This is a genomic window from Janthinobacterium tructae, from assembly GCF_006517255.1.
In the GTDB taxonomy this organism is placed as follows: Bacteria; Pseudomonadota; Gammaproteobacteria; order Burkholderiales; family Burkholderiaceae_D; genus Janthinobacterium; species Janthinobacterium tructae.
The window spans coordinates 18565-34257 of the sequence record NZ_CP041185.1 but is presented as its reverse complement, the minus strand read 5'-3'; the positions used below and the strand labels follow the sequence as shown (position 1 = coordinate 34257).

Sequence of the window (15693 nt, the reverse complement as noted above, 5' to 3'; positions counted from 1 at the left end):
CGACCTACGCGGACCAACGCGGACCTGCACTGGTCGGCGATGGCTTACTCGCTCGGGGTGGTTTCCTTGAACTTGCCGTAGCTCAGCAGTTTCTCGTGGCGCGCGGCCAGCAGGTCCTTGGTTTTCATGCCCTGGAACTGGCGCAGGGTGTCGGCCAGTGCGCGTTTCAGCAAGGTCGCCATCTGTTTCGGATCGCGGTGGGCGCCGCCCAGTGGTTCGTTGATGATCTTGTCGATCAGACCCATGGCTTTCAGGCGGTGGGCAGTCAGGCCCAGCGCTTCGGCCGCGTCGGAGGCGCGCTCGGCGCTCTTCCACAGGATCGAGGCGCAGCCTTCCGGCGAAATCACGGCGTAGGTCGAGTACTGCAGCATCAGCACGGCGTCGCCCACGGCGATGGCCAGCGCGCCGCCGGAACCGCCTTCACCGATGATGGTGGCGATCAGCGGCACTTTCAGTTCGGCCATCACGTACAGATTGTGGCCGATCGCTTCCGACTGACCGCGCTCTTCCGCGTCGATGCCGGGGAAGGCGCCTGGCGTGTCGACGAAGGTAAAGATGGGCAAGTTGAATTTTTCAGCCACTTTCATCAGGCGCATGGCCTTGCGATAGCCTTCCGGCTTCGGCATGCCGAAATTGCGCAGGGCGCGCTCTTTCGTGTCACGGCCCTTCTGGTGGCCGATGACCATGCACGGCTGGCCGTTGAAGCGGGCCAGGCCGCCCACGACGGACAGGTCGTCCGCGTAGCTGCGGTCGCCATGCAATTCGTGGAAATCGGTAAAGATTTCATTCACGTAATCCATGGTGTAGGGGCGCTGCGGGTGGCGCGCGATCTGCGCCACTTGCCACGGCGTCAGCTTGGCGTAGATATCCTTGGTCAGCTGCTGGCTCTTCTTGGCCAGGCGGTCGATCTCTTCCGAGATGTCGACGGCCGAATCGTCTTGCACGAAGCGCAACTCTTCGATCTTGGAATCGAGTTCCGCGATCGGCTGTTCAAAATTGAGGAAAGTCGTTTTAGTCATTGTACCTCCAGGTTTTACCGGCCACGGCGCCAGGGCGCGCGGCGTCATCTATGTTTATTTTACCGTACCGGCTGCTGCGCCGGGGGCTGCATCGGGTGCGGCAGGGGCGGCTGCAGGGTCGAGACTGCGCCACAAATACCACGTCGCCACGGTGCGCCACGGTTCCCAATTGGCGGAAACTTCGCGCGCATCGCTGCGGGAAACTGGTTCGCCGGAGAAATAATTGACGCTGATACCCTGGATCAAACCGGGGTCATCGAGCGGCAAGACATTCGGCCGTAACAGATTAAATATCAAAAACATCTCGGCTGTCCAGCGGCCGATGCCGCGGATCTGCACCAGTTCGGCGATGACGGCTTCGTCATCCATCTGGTCCCACTGGCTGGCGTGCACGCGCTTGGCCTTGAAATGGTCGGCCAGGTCGAGGATGTATTCGGTCTTGCGTTTGGACAAGCCGCAGGCGGACAGTTGCTCGGCGCCCGCCTTCAGCACTTGCGAGGGCGTGCATTTCGGGCAAGCGGCCAGCAGCTTTTTCCAGGCGGCATCCGCCGCCTTGGGCGTGATCTGCTGCCCTACCAGCGAACGGGCCAGGGTAGTAAACGGGTCGCTATGGCCGACCAGGTGCAGGTCGCCAAATTGCGGGATGAGCTTTTTCATGATGCGGTCGCGCTTCATCAGCTCGATCTTCGCCTCTTCCCAGTAGTGCGGCACCTGGATCACTTGCGCCAAGTCCGCCACCTTGGGGGCTTCCCCGTTTTCCCTGGACGTTGGCATCATGCGCGGCGCCAGTTGGTCGAGCCGTCAGGCTTGTCTTCAAGAATGATGCCCGCCGCCAACAGTTCGGCACGGATCTTGTCGGACTGCGCAAAGTCGCGCGCCTTTTTCGCCGCGCTGCGCGCCGCGATGGCCGCTTCGATGCCAGCCGCCTCATCCCCGCCACCGGCGGCGGCGCCGACGGTCGCTTGCAGGAATTGCTGCGGCGTACGTTCCAGCAAGCCGAATACGCCCGCCAGGCCCTTCAATTGACGCGCCAGGGCCGGCGACTTGCTCTTGTTGACTTCCGTCGCCAGGTCGAACAGGGCGGCCACGGCCAGCGGCGTGTTGAAATCGTCATCCATGGCCTCGGCCACGCGCACGGCATGCGCCTCGCTCCAGTCGATGGCGCCCTCTTCCACCGCCACGTCGGCCAGCGCCGTGTATAAGCGCGTCAGGGACAGGCGCGCATCATCGAGGTGCACGTCCGAGTAATTCAAGGGGCTGCGGTAGTGTGCGCGCAGGATGAAGAAGCGGATCACTTCGGCATCGAATTTTTGCAGCACTTCGCGGATGGTGAAGAAATTACCGAGCGACTTGGACATTTTTTCATTGTCCAGGCGCACGAAACCATTATGTATCCAGTAATTCACGCTGGTATGGCCGAACGCGCCTTCGGATTGGGCGATCTCGTTTTCGTGGTGCGGGAATTGCAAGTCCGCACCGCCGCCATGGATGTCGAACTGTTCACCGAGCAAGGCGCAGGACATGGCCGAGCACTCGATATGCCAGCCCGGGCGACCCTTGCCCCACTTCGAATCCCATTTGACTTCTTCCGGCTCGGACTCTTTCGACGACTTCCACAGCACGAAGTCGAGCGGATCGCGCTTGCTCGTATTCACGTCGACTCTTTCGCCCGCGCGCAGGTCGTCGAGCGACTTGCCCGACAGCTTGCCGTAGTGGGGGAAGTTGCGCACAGCGTAATTGACGTCGCCGTCAAGCCCCTGGTACGCCAGGTCCTTCGCTTCGAGCTGTTCGATCAGGCGCAGCATCTGCGGCACGTACTCGGTGGCACGCGGCGTGTGGTCGGGCGTCAAAATGCCCAGCGCGGCCGTGTCTTCATCCATGTACTGCGTGAAACGCGTCGTCAGCTGGGAAATCGTCTCGCCGTTTTCCACGGCGCGGCGGATGATCTTGTCGTCGATGTCCGTAATGTTGCGCACGTACGTGACGTCGAAACCGGAGGCTTTCAGCCAGCGGTAGATGACGTCGAAGGCCATCATCATGCGCGCATGGCCGATATGGCAATAATCGTAGATGGTCATGCCGCAGACGTACATGCGTACCTTGCCCGCTTCCATCGGGACGAATACCTGCTTCTCGCGAGCCAGGGTGTTGTAAATCTTTAGATTGCTCATCGTACTTTGCAAGTGGAGCGGCCACCAGCCTGGCAAAACGACAGACAGGCGCGGACACCGGGGGTGCCGCGCCACTGAACTGCCGTGTGCGCCAAGACTGGTCGAGCCGCTATAGTGTTGTTCTTGTTTGTTAGAATTAGGGCGTTAGCGGTCAAGTATAACATTGATAAAAACCATACTGGCCCGATATGGATCAGGTTTTTACGATGTTCAACCGAAACTCACTTCTTTTAGCACTAAAGCAAGTTTAGAGAAAAATAACGATCAAGGACACCTTCATGCAAGAAATTAAATCGAAACGCCTGTCTTTCCTGGCGCGCTTTTGCACCCTGTTTGCCGGCCTCACCCTGGGCAGCGCCGTCGTGGCAGCCGCACCTGCAAGCCCTTCGGCTGCCCTCGGCCCCACGCCGCACGTGGCCCTGAAAACCAGCATGGGCGAGATCGTGCTGGAACTGGACCAGGAAAAAGCGCCGCAAAGCGTGGCCAATTTCTTGCAGTATGTCAACAGCGGTTACTACAAGGGCACCGTATTTCACCGCGTCATCGACGGCTTCATGATACAGGGCGGCGGCTTCGACAAGAACATGAAGCAAAAAGCCACCAAGGCGCCGATCAAGAATGAGGCGCAAAACGGCTTGCAGAACGTCACCTACAGCATCGCCATGGCGCGCACGGGCGACCCGCATTCGGCCACCTCGCAGTTCTTCATCAACGTGAACAATAACGGCGCGCTCGACTACCCTGGCCGCGACGGCTTCGGCTACACGGTGTTCGGCAAAGTCGTCAGCGGCATGGACGTGGTCGACAAGATCAAGGCCGTGCCCGTGACAGACAAGGGACCGCACCAGAACGTGCCCGTCACCCCCGTGGTGATCGAATCGGTGACTTTACTCAAATCAGCGCCCGCAAAACTGTAAAATAGCGTTTTTGCGGCCCTGAACCACGGGGGCCGTCGAATCATTCTTCATCTAATTTATTAAGGATCATCATGACCTCCGTCATCATCACCACCAATCTGGGCAAGATCACCGCTGAACTGGACGCCGAAAAGGCACCGAAAACGGTTGCCAACTTCCTGGCCTACATGCAAGCCGGCCACTACGACAACACGATTTTCCACCGCGTCATCGACGGCTTCATGATCCAGGGCGGCGGTTTCGAGCCAGGCATGAAACAAAAGCCGGCCGACACCACCGTGGAAAACGAAGCCAAGAACGGCTTGAAAAACGATACCTACACCCTGGCCATGGCCCGCACGTCGGACCCGCACTCGGCATCGGCCCAGTTCTTCATCAACATCAAGAACAACAGCTTCCTCGACTACCCAGGCCAGGACGGCTGGGGCTACGCCGTGTTCGGTAAAGTCACCGAAGGCAAGGAAGTCGTCGACGCCATCCGCGCCGTAAAAACCTCGCGCGCCGGCATGTTCGCCGATGTGCCAGTGACGGACGTCATCATCGAAAAAGTCGAAGCAGCGTAATCAAGCTACTGCATCATGAATAACAGGCATTGCAGCGTTTGCGCCTCTCCATGCACTTCACTTTTTGGGAGCGTTGAACGATGACAATGCCTGCCGCACTCTTTATTTCCGACCTGCATCTGCAGCGCTCGCACCCGCGCACCAGCGCGGCGTTTCTTTCTTTCCTGGAACATCATGCGCAATACGCGCAAGCGCTGTATCTATTAGGCGACCTGTTCGAATACTGGGCCGGCGACGATGACCTGGAAGACCCGTTCAATGCGCGCATGACGGCCGCCATCCGCGCCGTCAGCGATGCTGGCGTGCACGTGTACTGGATCGCCGGCAACCGCGACTTTCTTGTCGGCTCCGGCTTTGCCGCCGCCGCCGGCGCTACCCTGCTCAGCGAACCGCATGTGGCCACCATTGCCGGCCGGCGCATCGTCTTGCTGCATGGCGACGCCGAATGCACGAAAGACGTGCAATACATGGAGTTTCGCGCCATGGTGCGCCAGCCTGCCTGGCAAAAACAGTTCCTGTCCATGCCGCTGGCGCAACGCAAGGCCATCATCGATGGTTTGCGCCAAAGCAGCCGCGCGCACAATGGCGAAAAATCCATGGATATCATGGATGTCAGCCCCGATGCTGTCGCGCAAGTGTTTGCCGAACAGGCGAGCACCATCATGATCCACGGCCATACGCACCGCCCTGCCGTGCATAAAGTTGACGACACCTTGCGCTATGTCCTGCCCGACTGGGAATGCGACGTGACGGCGCAGGAACAAGCACGCGGCGGCTGGATCGCCATCGATGCACGCGGCAACATCACGCGCCATGACCTGAGCGGCGAGATCATCGACTAGGCTTGCGCCGACCGCCGCACGGGCGTTTGTCCGATAGCCGCGCCCGCCTGGCCTTGCTGTAATGGCGCCATGCACACTGTTTACATCGGCACGGCCGGCTGGAGTCTTTCCAGCGCCGCCGCCAGCCACTTCCCCCACGATGGCAGCCATCTGCAGCGCTATGCCCGTGTCTTGCCCTGCGTGGAAATCAACAGTTCCTTCTACCGCCCGCACCAACCCGCCACGTATGCGCGCTGGGCCGCCAGCGTGCCCGAACATTTCCGCTTCAGTGTGAAATTGCCGCGCAGCATCACGCACGAACGGCATTTGCGCAACTGTGCGGCCGAACTGGAGCGTTTTGCGGGAGAAGTCATGCACCTGGGGAATAAGCTGGGCTGCGTGCTGGTGCAGCTGCCGCCCAGCCTGCGCTTTGATGGGGACGCGGCCGCCGCATTTTTCCATGCGCTGCGCCAGCGCTTCGACGGCATGCTCGCTTGCGAAGCGCGCCACGCCAGCTGGTTCGCGGCAGGCGCGACCGAGCTGTTAACGATGCAGCGCATCACGCGCGTGCGCGCCGATCCGCCCGCCGGCCAGCCGGGGCCGCATGTGCCGACCACGGATATCGCCTACTTCCGCCTGCACGGCAGCCCGACCATCTATTACTCGGACTACCCTGCCGACTACCTGGCGGCCTTGGCCAATGAATTGGCCGCACGGGCGCCAATGAACAGCTGGTGCATTTTCGACAACACGGCAGCCGGTGCCGCCCTGTTCAATGCGCTGGACCTGCAGGCGCGGCTGGCCTGAAAATAGGTGTTGAATTTTTGAGTCTTAGTGTTATAGTTAACTACAACACCATTTAACTATATCAGGGAGCCTCGATGCCTACAGCATTTTTCACGCGCCGCACCGCCCCGCCTTTGTCGGAGCGCATCCCATGAGCGCGGCATGGAACGACAATAGCCCCATCTACCGCCAGCTCAAGGCACGGGTGGTGGGCATGATGCTCGATGGCGCGCTGCAGTCCGGCGACGCCCTGCCGTCGGTGCGCCAGGTGGCGGCCGATTATCAATTGAATCCCATCACGGTTTCGCGCGCCTATCAGGAACTGGTCGACGATGCCCTGGTGGAAAAACGCAGAGGACTTGGTATGTATGTCTTGGATGGCGCCCGCGATAAATTGCTGGCCAGTGAACGCGAGCGCTTCATGCGCGAAGAATGGCCGGCGATGCTGGAACGCATCACGCAACTGGGTCTGGACCTCGATCAACTACTGCAAGCGAGCCGCGACAGTGGCGCACAGGGAGAGAGTGCATGAATGCATTGAACAACGATAGCGTCATCAGCGCACGCGGCTTGCGCAAGCAATTTGGCAAGCAGGTGGCCATCGATGGCATCAGCTTTGATATCGCGCCAGGGCGCATCGTCGGCTTGATCGGGCCTAACGGCTCCGGCAAGACCACCACCCTGAAAGCCATCCTGGGCCTGACGGGCTTCGAAGGCGAGCTGTCCGTGCTGGGACGCGACCCGCGCGTGCAGCGCGACGCGCTGATGGAGGACGTGTGTTTCATCGCCGATGTGGCCATCCTGCCGGGCTGGCTGCGCGTGCGCGACGCGATCGATTTTGTCGCCGGCGTGCATCCACGCTTCGACCGCAGCAAGGCCGAGCGCTACCTGGCCCACACCAAGCTGGCGCCGAAGATGCGGGTCAAGAGCATGTCAAAAGGCATGATCGTGCAATTGCACCTGGCGCTGGTGATGGCCATCGACGCCAGGCTGCTGGTCCTGGATGAACCCACCCTGGGCCTGGACATCCTGTACCGCAAACAGTTTTACCAGAACCTGCTGGAAGACTATTTTGATGAAAACAAGACCATCATCATCACCACGCACCAGATCGAAGAAGTCGAGCACATCCTCAGCGACCTGATGTTCATTCGCGACGGCAAGATCGTGCTGGCCTCGTCGATGGAAGAAGTGGGCGAACGCTACATTGAAGTGATGGTGGGGCCGCAGCACGTGAATCCGGCGCGCGCGCTGCAGCCGATCAGCGAACGCAGCGTATTTGGCAAGTCCGTGATGCTGTTCGATGGCGTCGCCCGCAACCAGCTGGCCCCCCTTGGAGAATTGCACACGCCGAGCCTGGCGGACCTGTTTGTCGCGACCATGAAAGGATCGTACCCATGAGCATCACCCCTGTGAACAAAATGAAATGGCTGATCCGGCGCGAATTGTGGGAGCACAAGGGCATGCTGCTGTGGACGCCCGCCATCATCGGCATCGTCATGACGGCGCTGGCCGCCCTGATGACGGCAGGCGCCGTCGCCAAGCTCAAGATGCGCACGGCGCTGATCATCAACGGCGAAGAAATGTCCTGGAGCGCCATCTTCAACACCCGGACCTTGAGCCCGCGCCGGACGGAAATCATCGACACCATCGCCAACAACTATACCTACGTGGCCGCGCCGCTGTTCGTGGCCCTGGGCTTCCTGGTATTTTTCTATTGCCTGAGCGCCCTGTATGACGACCGCCGCGACCGCAGCCTGCTGTTCTGGAAGTCGCTGCCCGTCTCCGACGCCCAAACGGTGCTGTCGAAGCTGGCCATCGCCATCGTCGTCACGCCGCTGATCGTGGTCGCTGCGGCCTGCCTTACCTCGCTGGCGCTGATCCTGATACTGAGCGGCGTGCTGGCGCTCAACGGCATCTATGTCTTTACGGAACTGCTGGCTACGCCGGGCTTGTATCTCGGCCCGCTGCGCCTGTTCGGCCTGATTCCCGTGTATGCGCTGTGGGCCTTGCCCACCGTGGGCTGGTTGCTGATGGTATCGAGCTGGGCACGCTCGAAGGTCTTGTTCTGGGCCCTCGGCGTGCCACTGCTGCTGCTGGTCCTGACCGTCTGGGTCGGCAAGCTGAGCATGACGGAAGCCGATATCGGCTGGATACAAATGAACGTGATCGCGCGCGCCCTGCTGGGCACGATTCCAGGCAGCTGGTACCTCTTCGAGCCGGGACTGCTGCCACACATCAACACCATGGCAGCAGGCTCGCAGATGACGCGCATCGACATCTTCGCCAACTCCTGGTCCAGCCTGGCCATGCCAGCCGCCTGGCTGGGAGCGGCGGCCGGCGCCGCCATGATCTACGCCGCCATCCGCCTGCGCGGCTGGCGCGAAGAAGGCTGAGTCCCCGCCTGCGTAGGGTGACTTGAGCGGCGCCCTGCACGCGTATGCCGGCCCGGCATACGCGCAGCTGGCCGGCGAGAATCAGGCCCGCGTCAGCTGGCCGATCACGCTGGCCACCTTGGCGGTGATCATGTCGACGGCGGGGCCATTCGCGCCATGCGGCAAAATGACATCGGCGTTGCGCTTGGTCGGTTCGATGAATTGCTTGTGCATCGGGCGCACGGTTTCCAGATACTGCTCGATGACGCTTTCCACGGAGCGGCCGCGTTCCGTGATATCGCGTTGCATGCGGCGGATGAAGCGCACGTCGGAAGCCGTATCGACAAAGATCTTCAGCGACATCATGTTGCGCAAGTCTTCGTCATACAAGGCAAACAGGCCTTCGATGACGATCACCGGCGCCGGTTTGACGGGAATGGTCCGGCTGGAGCGATTGTGCAGCGTGAAGTCGTACTCGGGCATCTCGATGGCTACACCATTGCGCAAGGCCTGGATGTGCTGCACCAGCAATGGCCACTCGAACGCCTGCGGATGGTCATAATTCTGCTGGCGGCGCACTTCAGGGGTGAGGTGCGTCTGGTCGCAGTAGTAATCGTCCTGCATCACGACCGAGACCATGTCGGCGCCAAACGACGCCAGCACCTGTTGGGATACGGTGGACTTGCCACTGCCGCTGCCGCCAGCGACACCAATAACAAACGGTTGGAAGGAAATAGTATTCATGCCGAATGATACCGGAAACATGAGCGGACTGACAGGGAGCGGCTGATCCAAAATGCTGTTGCGCAGGCCGGATGCGCGGCGGCGCGCCGCGTCATCCGGGCCGCGCCATCATTCGAACTGCTTGCGGAACGCTTCGAACTGCGCCGCCAGGCCATCGAAGTCGCTGCGCAATTGCAGCACTTCCTGTTCCAGCTGGGCCACGCGGCTGCCCTGCTGCGGCGCGCTGACGGCGCCGGCGAAACCGGCCGCCGTCTCGATCCGCGCCAGCGCGTCTTCGCCGCCCAGCAAATGGCCGTAGCGCGGCTCCTTGGCGCCGGGCGCGACCGCCAGCCTGGCCACCAGCGGCGGGTATTTGTCGATCAAAAATTGCAGGCCGGATTCCACTTCCGCCACGGACTTGAATTCATGCACCCTGCCGCTGCGGCTGCGGATCTCGCCCGCCGTCTGCAAGCCGCGCAGCATCAGGATCGTCAGGATGGCCAGTTTATCCTGTTCCAGCGACCACTTGATGCGCATGCGGTGTTCATACTTGGCGACCCTGGCACCGGCCTGCGTGATGCCGTTGACGAATTTGCGCTGCATCAGGCGCTGCAGCACGTCGTAGACGGTTTCCTCGGACAGGGCCATGACGGGGTCGCGGCTCGAGAGCTGGTTGCAGCCGTTCGTCAGCGCGTTGAGCGAGAGCGGATAGCTGTCCGGCGTCAGCGCCTCTTTTTCGGCCAGCACGGCCAGCACGCGGATCTCGAAGGGGTCGAGCAGATTCGGATTGTCGCTACTCTTTTCTGCTGCGTTTTCAGCTATGTTTACGTCTGTAGTCATGCCTGTATCCTTAATCAACCAGCTTGTTCATTTGCTCAGAATCAAATTTATCACACTCAGGCACAGCCTGGCAGCAGATGCCCGCCGCCTTCAGGGTGGCCAGGATGGTTTCGATGCGCTGCTCCTGCGCCACGGCATGCGTGATCAGGCCCTGCAGGGCTTTCGACAGCGGATCGTCGCCGTTCGGCGTGACGCCATACGCGGCGAACAGGTGCGCCGTGCTGCCCTCGCGCAAGGCGCTGACATCCTTTTGCACGATGTGCGCGGGGTTGCCGACGGCCGTGGCGCCGGACGGCACGGGTTTCAACAGCACGGCGTTCGAGCCCACCTTGGCGTACTCGCCCACGGTAAAACTGCCCAGCACCTGGGCGCCGGCGCCGACGATGACGCCGCGCTCCAGGGTCGGATGGCGTTTGCTTCCGCTGTGCAGCGAGGTGCCGCCCAAAGTGACGCCCTGGTAGATGGTGCAGTCGTCGCCGACGACGGCCGTCTCGCCGATCACCACGCCGAAGCCATGGTCGATAAAGACGCGCCGGCCGATGATGGCGCCCGGATGGATCTCGATGCCCGTGATGATGCGGGCGATATAGGAAATGAAGCGCCCCACCCACTTCATGCGCCGCGTCCAGCACCAGTGCGCCCAGCCATGCATGACGATGGCGTGCAAGCCAGGATAACAGGTCAGCACCTCCCAGCCATTGCGGGCGGCGGGGTCACGTTCAATGATGCTGTTGATATCTTCGCGCAGGTGGTGGAACATAATGAAAATGGATAAGGTGGAACGCAAATGGTAGCGTATTCGGCGGCGTGCTGCCGGAGAGGCAGATAAACAACCGCCGCCTCAAGGGCGGCGGCTTATCAAAGAAGCGCTACAAGACGTTCAGGGCAAGGCGCATTGCCGAAGACAGTACGCAAGTACGGCGAGGCAATGCAACGCCGCCCTGGACGTTTTTTAGCCTTCTTTCGCGATGCGCTGGCGGCGGGCTTCATAGAGACACACGCCCGATGCCACGGACACGTTCAGACTCTCGACGGAGCCGAACATCGGGATGCTGACCAGGATATCGCAGGTGTCGCGCGTCAAACGGCGCATGCCTTCGCCTTCGGAACCCATGACGAGGGCCGTCGGGCCCGTGAAATCGGCTTCATACAAGCCTTTTTCGCCATCGTCGGTGGTGCCGATCAGCCAGATGCCACGCTCTTTCAATTCGCGCATGGTGCGCGCCAGATTCGTCACGGTGATGTACGGGACGGTTTCGGCGGCACCGCTGGCGACCTTGGCAGCCGTGGTATTCAAACCCACGGCGCGGTCCTTCGGCACGATGACGGCATGTGCGCCAACGCCGTCGGCCACGCGCAGGCAGGCGCCCAGGTTGTGCGGGTCGGTGATGCCGTCGAGTATCAACAGCAGCGGCGGGCCATCGATGGCGTCCAGCAGCTCATCGAGATTGCGCGCCAGCGACAGCTGCGACGCAAAGGCGATCACGCCCTGGTGGCGACGCGTGCCGACGATCTTGTCCAGACGCGACGAATCGACGGGCATGACGCGCACGTTGGCAGCCTTGGCGGCGGCGATCATGTCTTTCATGCGGCCATCGACGCGGCTGGCATCGACGAAAATTTCTTCCACGGACGACGCTTCATGACGCAGGCGCGAGGTGACGGCGTGGAAGCCGAAAATCATTTTATTCTTCATGTGTTATCGCTTCTTTTATCGCTTGCTTTTGCTTGTTTTTGATACAGTTTTTGCTGCACGTGGTGCCGCTGCGGCAGGTGCCGCAGCAGGTTTCTTGCTGCGCTTGGGCGCGGCGGCCTTGGGGGCTTCCTTCAGGACGGCCTTGGCTGCAGGCTTGGCTTGCGCCTTGGCGCCGTTGGAACGGCCGCCGGAACCATTGCCCGGTTTGCCACCGTTGTTGACGCTGGCTTTGATCTCATGGCGCTGCTCGGTCGCAGGACCGGGCTTGACCATGGATTTCTTTTCGCCCTTGCGCTTGCCGCCGCCGTTCGGCTTGGCTGGCGCTTCTTCGCCCGCCAGTTCCGCATCGGTCACCAGGCGCAGGTCGATCTTGCGCGTTTCCAGGTCGACTCTTGCCACTTGCACCGTCAGACGGTCGGTCAATTGATAACGTTTTCCCGTGCGTTCGCCGCGCAATTCATGGCGCGCATCGTCATACTGGAAGTAATCGGTACCCAGTTCGGTGACGTGCACCAGGCCTTCGACAAACAGGGTGTCGAGTTGCACGAAGACGCCGAAGGTGGTCACGCCGGTGATGGTGCCGGTGAATTCCTCGCCCAGCTTGTCCTGCATGAAGTAGCACTTCAGCCAGGCTTCCACGTCGCGCGACGCTTCGTCGGCGCGGCGCTCGTTGGCCGAGCAATGCACGCCCAGCGCGTCCCAGATCGTCAGATCGGTCTTCTTCGGCTTGCCGTCGGCCTTGTCCTTGGCTTGCTGCTTGCGCGTGGCGTTCGACACGTTGGTGTTCAACACGACCTTATCGGACAGCTTCGGCTCGTATTTCTTGCCTTGCAAGATGGCCTTGATGGCGCGGTGCGTCAGCAGGTCGGGATAGCGGCGGATCGGGCTGGTGAAGTGGGCATACGCCTCGTACGCCAGGCCGAAGTGACCGATATTGTCGGGGCTGTAGACGGCTTGCTGCATCGAGCGCAGCAACATCGTTTGCAACAGGGCCGCGTCGGGACGCTCCTTGATCTGCTGCATCAGGGCCTGGTAATCCGATGCCGATGGCGTGTCGCCGCCCGTCAGGTTCAGGCCAACCTGCTTGAGGAAGGTGCGCACTTGCGTGAGCTTTTCCTTGGTCGGGCTGGCGTGAATGCGGTAAGTGCCTGGATGCTTATTGCGCAGCAACAAGTCGGCCGCGCAAACGTTGGCCGCCAGCATGCACTCTTCGATGATCTTGTGCGCTTCGTTACGCGTGCGGGGGATGATCTTTTCGATCTTGCCGGCGCTATTGCAGACGATATACGTTTCCGTCGTCTCGAAATCGATGGCGCCCCGCTCCGTGCGCGCTTTCAGCAAGGCGCGGTAGACGGCTTCCAGGTTTTGCAGGTGCGGCAGGATGTCCGCGCGGCGTGCCGCTTCGGGTCCCTTGGTGTTGCCCAGCACGGCAGCGACTTCGTCATACGTGAGGCGCGCGGCAGAGTGAATCACGGCCGGGTAGAACTGGTATGCCTTCAGCTCGCCCTTGTCGCTGACGACGGCGTCGCAGACGAGGGTCAGACGGTCGACGGCCGGGTTCAGCGAGCACAAGCCATTCGAGAGTTTCTCCGGCAGCATCGGGATCACGCGGCGCGGGAAATACACGGACGTACTGCGCTCGAGCGCATCGATATCGAGCGCGTCGTTCGGCTTCACGTAATGGCTGACGTCGGCAATCGCCACGATCAGGCGGAAGCAGTTGGCGCGGCCGATCTTGACGGGTTCGCAATACACGGCATCATCGAAATCGCGCGCGTCTTCGCCGTCGATGGTGACGAGCGGCACGTCGCGCAGGTCAACACGCTCTTTCAGGTCGGCGTCGCGCACTTCGAACGGCAGTTTTTCAGCTTGCTTGAGGGCGGCGGCGGAAAAAATGTGCGGCACGTTAAATTTACGCACAGCAATTTCAATTTCCATGCCCGGGTCATCCAGGGCGCCCAGCACTTCGACGATCTTGCCGACCGGCTGCTTGAAGCGCATCGGTTGCTCGGTCAGCTCGACGCTGACGATCTGGCCGGCTTTCGCCTTGCCCACCGAACCGGTGACTAAAATGTCCTGGCCGATGCGCTGGTCTTCCGGCGCCACGACCCAGGTGCCGTTTTCCTGGATCAGACGGCCAATCACGTGGCTATTGGCGCGGTAAGTGACTTCGACGATCGTGCCTTCCGGGCGGCCACGGCGGTCCGTGCCGACGATGCGGGCCATGACCTTGTCGCCATGCAGTACTTTCTGCATTTCTTTCTCAGGCAGGAACAGGTCGGCGCTGGCGTCGTCGGGAATGACAAAGCCGAAGCCATCGCGGTGGCTGGTGACGCGACCGGCGACAAGCGCGCTCTGGTCGGCCAGGCTGAAAACACCGCTGGCGTCAGACTTGAGCTGGCCGTCGCGCTCCATCGCCTTCAGGCGACGGACCAGGACATCCATGGAATCGGCATGCACTTGCAGCGTTTTCCCGAGAGACTGCGGGTCAAGAGGCGCGTTGACGCTGCGGAATATGCCGAGAATGTCCTCCCGGCTGGGGATGGTGTGGGTATTTTGGCTCAAAAGTATTTCTATAGTTGTTATTGACAGTGATCAAACGGAAGACAAAGACCGATGACATCACCGTCAATATTGACACGGTGATGTCCGGTAGTGTACCGGAGGACGCCTTGGTTTGCCTAACGGACAGCGTGTCGGAAACAGTACAAGACGCCCGCCGATGAAAAAAAGGAGAAAAGCTGCGCAATGCATTTGACTTCGGCAAATATTGCTCTATAATCCTGGTCTCTTGCAGCGACAAACCCTCACGGGAATGCAGTTGCAGGAAAGCGGTACAGGGTTGATGTGCAGTATGGAGCGAAAGCTCATCTGGCGCAAAACTCTTCAAGTCGCTATAATAGCAGAATTGTTGCCAAGTTATTTTGCAACAAGTAGCACAGCAGCATCAGTGCCCACGTGGCGGAATTGGTAGACGCGCATGGTTCAGGTCCATGTGCCTTCGGGTGTAGGGGTTCGAGTCCCTTCGTGGGCACCATTACCTAATTCGCAAAAAGGCCGCAAACTTTCACGAGTTTGCGGCTTTTTTCATTTCCGCAGCGAAAAGCCCTCCCCTCCCGGCAAGCAAGTCACCAGACACGCCTGCGGACAGAAAGCGGCAAGAAAACGCTGAAAAAATAGGCAGATTTGAGATTTTTTCATAGGGAGCAGCCCTTTTCAGGGAAAAAAACATGTTTCTTGAAGAAAAGTGCAAAATGTTGATTGACCGAATGCGCGCCAGCCCTTATGATTTTGTCCTCGCTGCAGAACACGCAGCGACAAGCAGCAAGCAGTAACAATGCCCACGTGGCGGAATTGGTAGACGCGCATGGTTCAGGTCCATGTGCCTTCGGGTGTAGGGGTTCGAGTCCCTTCGTGGGCACCACCAGCAACAAGTTGTTGATTGTTGTGATCCGCAGTACAGTAGCAAGGCAGTATCGCAGTTAGCAGCACAATGCCCACGTGGCGGAATTGGTAGACGCGCATGGTTCAGGTCCATGTGCCTTCGGGTGTAGGGGTTCGAGTCCCTTCGTGGGCACCACCAGCAACGAGCTGTTTTCGTTGTAGTCCGCAGTACAGTAGTGAGATAGAGTAGCAAGCAGTAGCAGCATCAGTGCCCACGTGGCGGAATTGGTAGACGCGCATGGTTCAGGTCCATGTGCCTTCGGGTGTAGGGGTTCGAGTCCCTTCGTGGGCACCATTACCTAATTCGCAAAAAAGCCGCAAACTTTCACGAGTTTGCG

16 protein-coding genes and 4 tRNA genes are annotated in these 15693 nt (G+C 60.4%); 11 read left to right on the top strand and 9 right to left on the bottom strand.

The window, feature by feature from the left end; genetic code table 11:
• Window positions 1-44: 44 nt before the first annotated feature.
• The 3 genes from FJQ89_RS00175 to cysS are packed head-to-tail and all read right to left on the bottom strand — an operon-like array spanning window position 45 to window position 3190.
• On the bottom strand, window positions 45-1019 hold the full coding sequence (locus FJQ89_RS00175; protein WP_141168558.1) for an acetyl-CoA carboxylase carboxyltransferase subunit alpha: 975 nt from the start codon (window positions 1017-1019) through the stop codon (window positions 45-47).
• 54 nt (window positions 1020-1073) lie between these two features.
• A complete protein-coding gene (locus FJQ89_RS00170) occupies window positions 1074-1796 on the bottom strand; it encodes a DNA-3-methyladenine glycosylase family protein (protein ID WP_423245179.1) in 723 nt (240 codons plus the stop codon).
• Window positions 1793-3190, bottom strand: a complete 1398-nt coding sequence (gene cysS / locus FJQ89_RS00165; protein WP_141168557.1) for a cysteine--tRNA ligase — start codon at window positions 3188-3190, stop codon at window positions 1793-1795. The genes FJQ89_RS00170 and cysS overlap by 4 nt, the downstream gene beginning before the upstream one ends.
• Before the next feature lie 278 nt (window positions 3191-3468).
• On the opposite strand from cysS, the gene FJQ89_RS00160 reads away from it, so the two are divergent.
• The 7 genes from FJQ89_RS00160 (at window position 3469) to FJQ89_RS00130 (ending at window position 8673) form a co-directional block, all read left to right on the top strand.
• The gene (locus FJQ89_RS00160; RefSeq protein ID WP_243136319.1) at window positions 3469-4107 is read left to right on the top strand and encodes a peptidylprolyl isomerase; all 639 of its coding nucleotides are present in this window, start codon (window positions 3469-3471) and stop codon (window positions 4105-4107) included.
• Between the two features lie 71 nt (window positions 4108-4178).
• A complete protein-coding gene (locus FJQ89_RS00155; RefSeq protein ID WP_035817428.1) occupies window positions 4179-4670 on the top strand; it encodes a peptidylprolyl isomerase in 492 nt (163 codons plus the stop codon).
• Window positions 4671-4756: 86 nt separating this feature from the next.
• The gene (locus FJQ89_RS00150; RefSeq protein WP_141172540.1) at window positions 4757-5512 is read left to right on the top strand and encodes a UDP-2,3-diacylglucosamine diphosphatase; all 756 of its coding nucleotides are present in this window, start codon (window positions 4757-4759) and stop codon (window positions 5510-5512) included.
• 69 nt (window positions 5513-5581) lie between these two features.
• A complete protein-coding gene (locus FJQ89_RS00145) occupies window positions 5582-6298 on the top strand; it encodes a DUF72 domain-containing protein (RefSeq protein ID WP_141168556.1) in 717 nt (238 codons plus the stop codon).
• A gap of 130 nt (window positions 6299-6428) precedes the next feature.
• The gene (locus tag FJQ89_RS00140) at window positions 6429-6809 is read left to right on the top strand and encodes a GntR family transcriptional regulator (RefSeq protein WP_141168555.1); all 381 of its coding nucleotides are present in this window, start codon (window positions 6429-6431) and stop codon (window positions 6807-6809) included.
• Window positions 6806-7678, top strand: coding sequence for an ABC transporter ATP-binding protein (locus FJQ89_RS00135; RefSeq protein WP_141168554.1), 873 nt, complete (start codon window positions 6806-6808; stop codon window positions 7676-7678). The genes FJQ89_RS00140 and FJQ89_RS00135 overlap by 4 nt, the downstream gene beginning before the upstream one ends.
• Entirely contained in the window at window positions 7675-8673 is a 999-nt protein-coding gene (locus FJQ89_RS00130; protein WP_141168553.1) for a hypothetical protein, read from the top strand. The genes FJQ89_RS00135 and FJQ89_RS00130 overlap by 4 nt, the downstream gene beginning before the upstream one ends.
• Before the next feature lie 81 nt (window positions 8674-8754).
• On the opposite strand, the gene udk is transcribed toward FJQ89_RS00130, so the two are convergent.
• The 5 genes from udk to rnr all read right to left on the bottom strand — a co-directional run bounded on the left by udk (window position 8755) and on the right by rnr (window position 14476).
• Window positions 8755-9396, bottom strand: a complete 642-nt coding sequence (gene udk, locus FJQ89_RS00125) for a uridine kinase (RefSeq protein ID WP_141168552.1) — start codon at window positions 9394-9396, stop codon at window positions 8755-8757.
• A 108-nt stretch (window positions 9397-9504) separates the two neighbouring features.
• Window positions 9505-10215, bottom strand: a complete 711-nt coding sequence (locus FJQ89_RS00120; protein WP_141168551.1) for a YceH family protein — start codon at window positions 10213-10215, stop codon at window positions 9505-9507.
• 10 nt (window positions 10216-10225) lie between these two features.
• A complete protein-coding gene (gene cysE, locus FJQ89_RS00115; protein ID WP_141168550.1) occupies window positions 10226-10975 on the bottom strand; it encodes a serine O-acetyltransferase in 750 nt (249 codons plus the stop codon).
• A gap of 192 nt (window positions 10976-11167) precedes the next feature.
• Window positions 11168-11911, bottom strand: a complete 744-nt coding sequence (gene rlmB, locus FJQ89_RS00110) for a 23S rRNA (guanosine(2251)-2'-O)-methyltransferase RlmB (protein ID WP_141168549.1) — start codon at window positions 11909-11911, stop codon at window positions 11168-11170.
• Window positions 11912-11926: 15 nt separating this feature from the next.
• Complete coding sequence (gene rnr / locus FJQ89_RS00105) at window positions 11927-14476, bottom strand: ribonuclease R (RefSeq protein WP_141168548.1); 2550 nt, start codon at window positions 14474-14476, stop codon at window positions 11927-11929.
• A gap of 387 nt (window positions 14477-14863) precedes the next feature.
• Here rnr and FJQ89_RS00100 point away from each other — a divergent pair.
• Window positions 14864-14948: transfer RNA gene (locus tag FJQ89_RS00100), tRNA-Leu, on the top strand.
• Between the two features lie 30 nt (window positions 14949-14978).
• Here the strand turns inward: FJQ89_RS00100 and FJQ89_RS27910 are convergent.
• Entirely contained in the window at window positions 14979-15143 is a 165-nt protein-coding gene (locus FJQ89_RS27910; protein WP_168208310.1) for a hypothetical protein, read from the bottom strand.
• Window positions 15144-15250: 107 nt separating this feature from the next.
• Between FJQ89_RS27910 and FJQ89_RS00095 the strand changes: the two genes are divergently transcribed.
• The 3 genes from FJQ89_RS00095 (at window position 15251) to FJQ89_RS00085 (ending at window position 15650) form a co-directional block, all read left to right on the top strand.
• Window positions 15251-15335, top strand: a tRNA-Leu gene (locus tag FJQ89_RS00095).
• A 71-nt stretch (window positions 15336-15406) separates the two neighbouring features.
• Window positions 15407-15491 (top strand) — tRNA-Leu (locus FJQ89_RS00090).
• A gap of 74 nt (window positions 15492-15565) precedes the next feature.
• A tRNA-Leu gene (locus tag FJQ89_RS00085) sits at window positions 15566-15650 on the top strand.
• Window positions 15651-15693 lie beyond the last annotated feature (43 nt).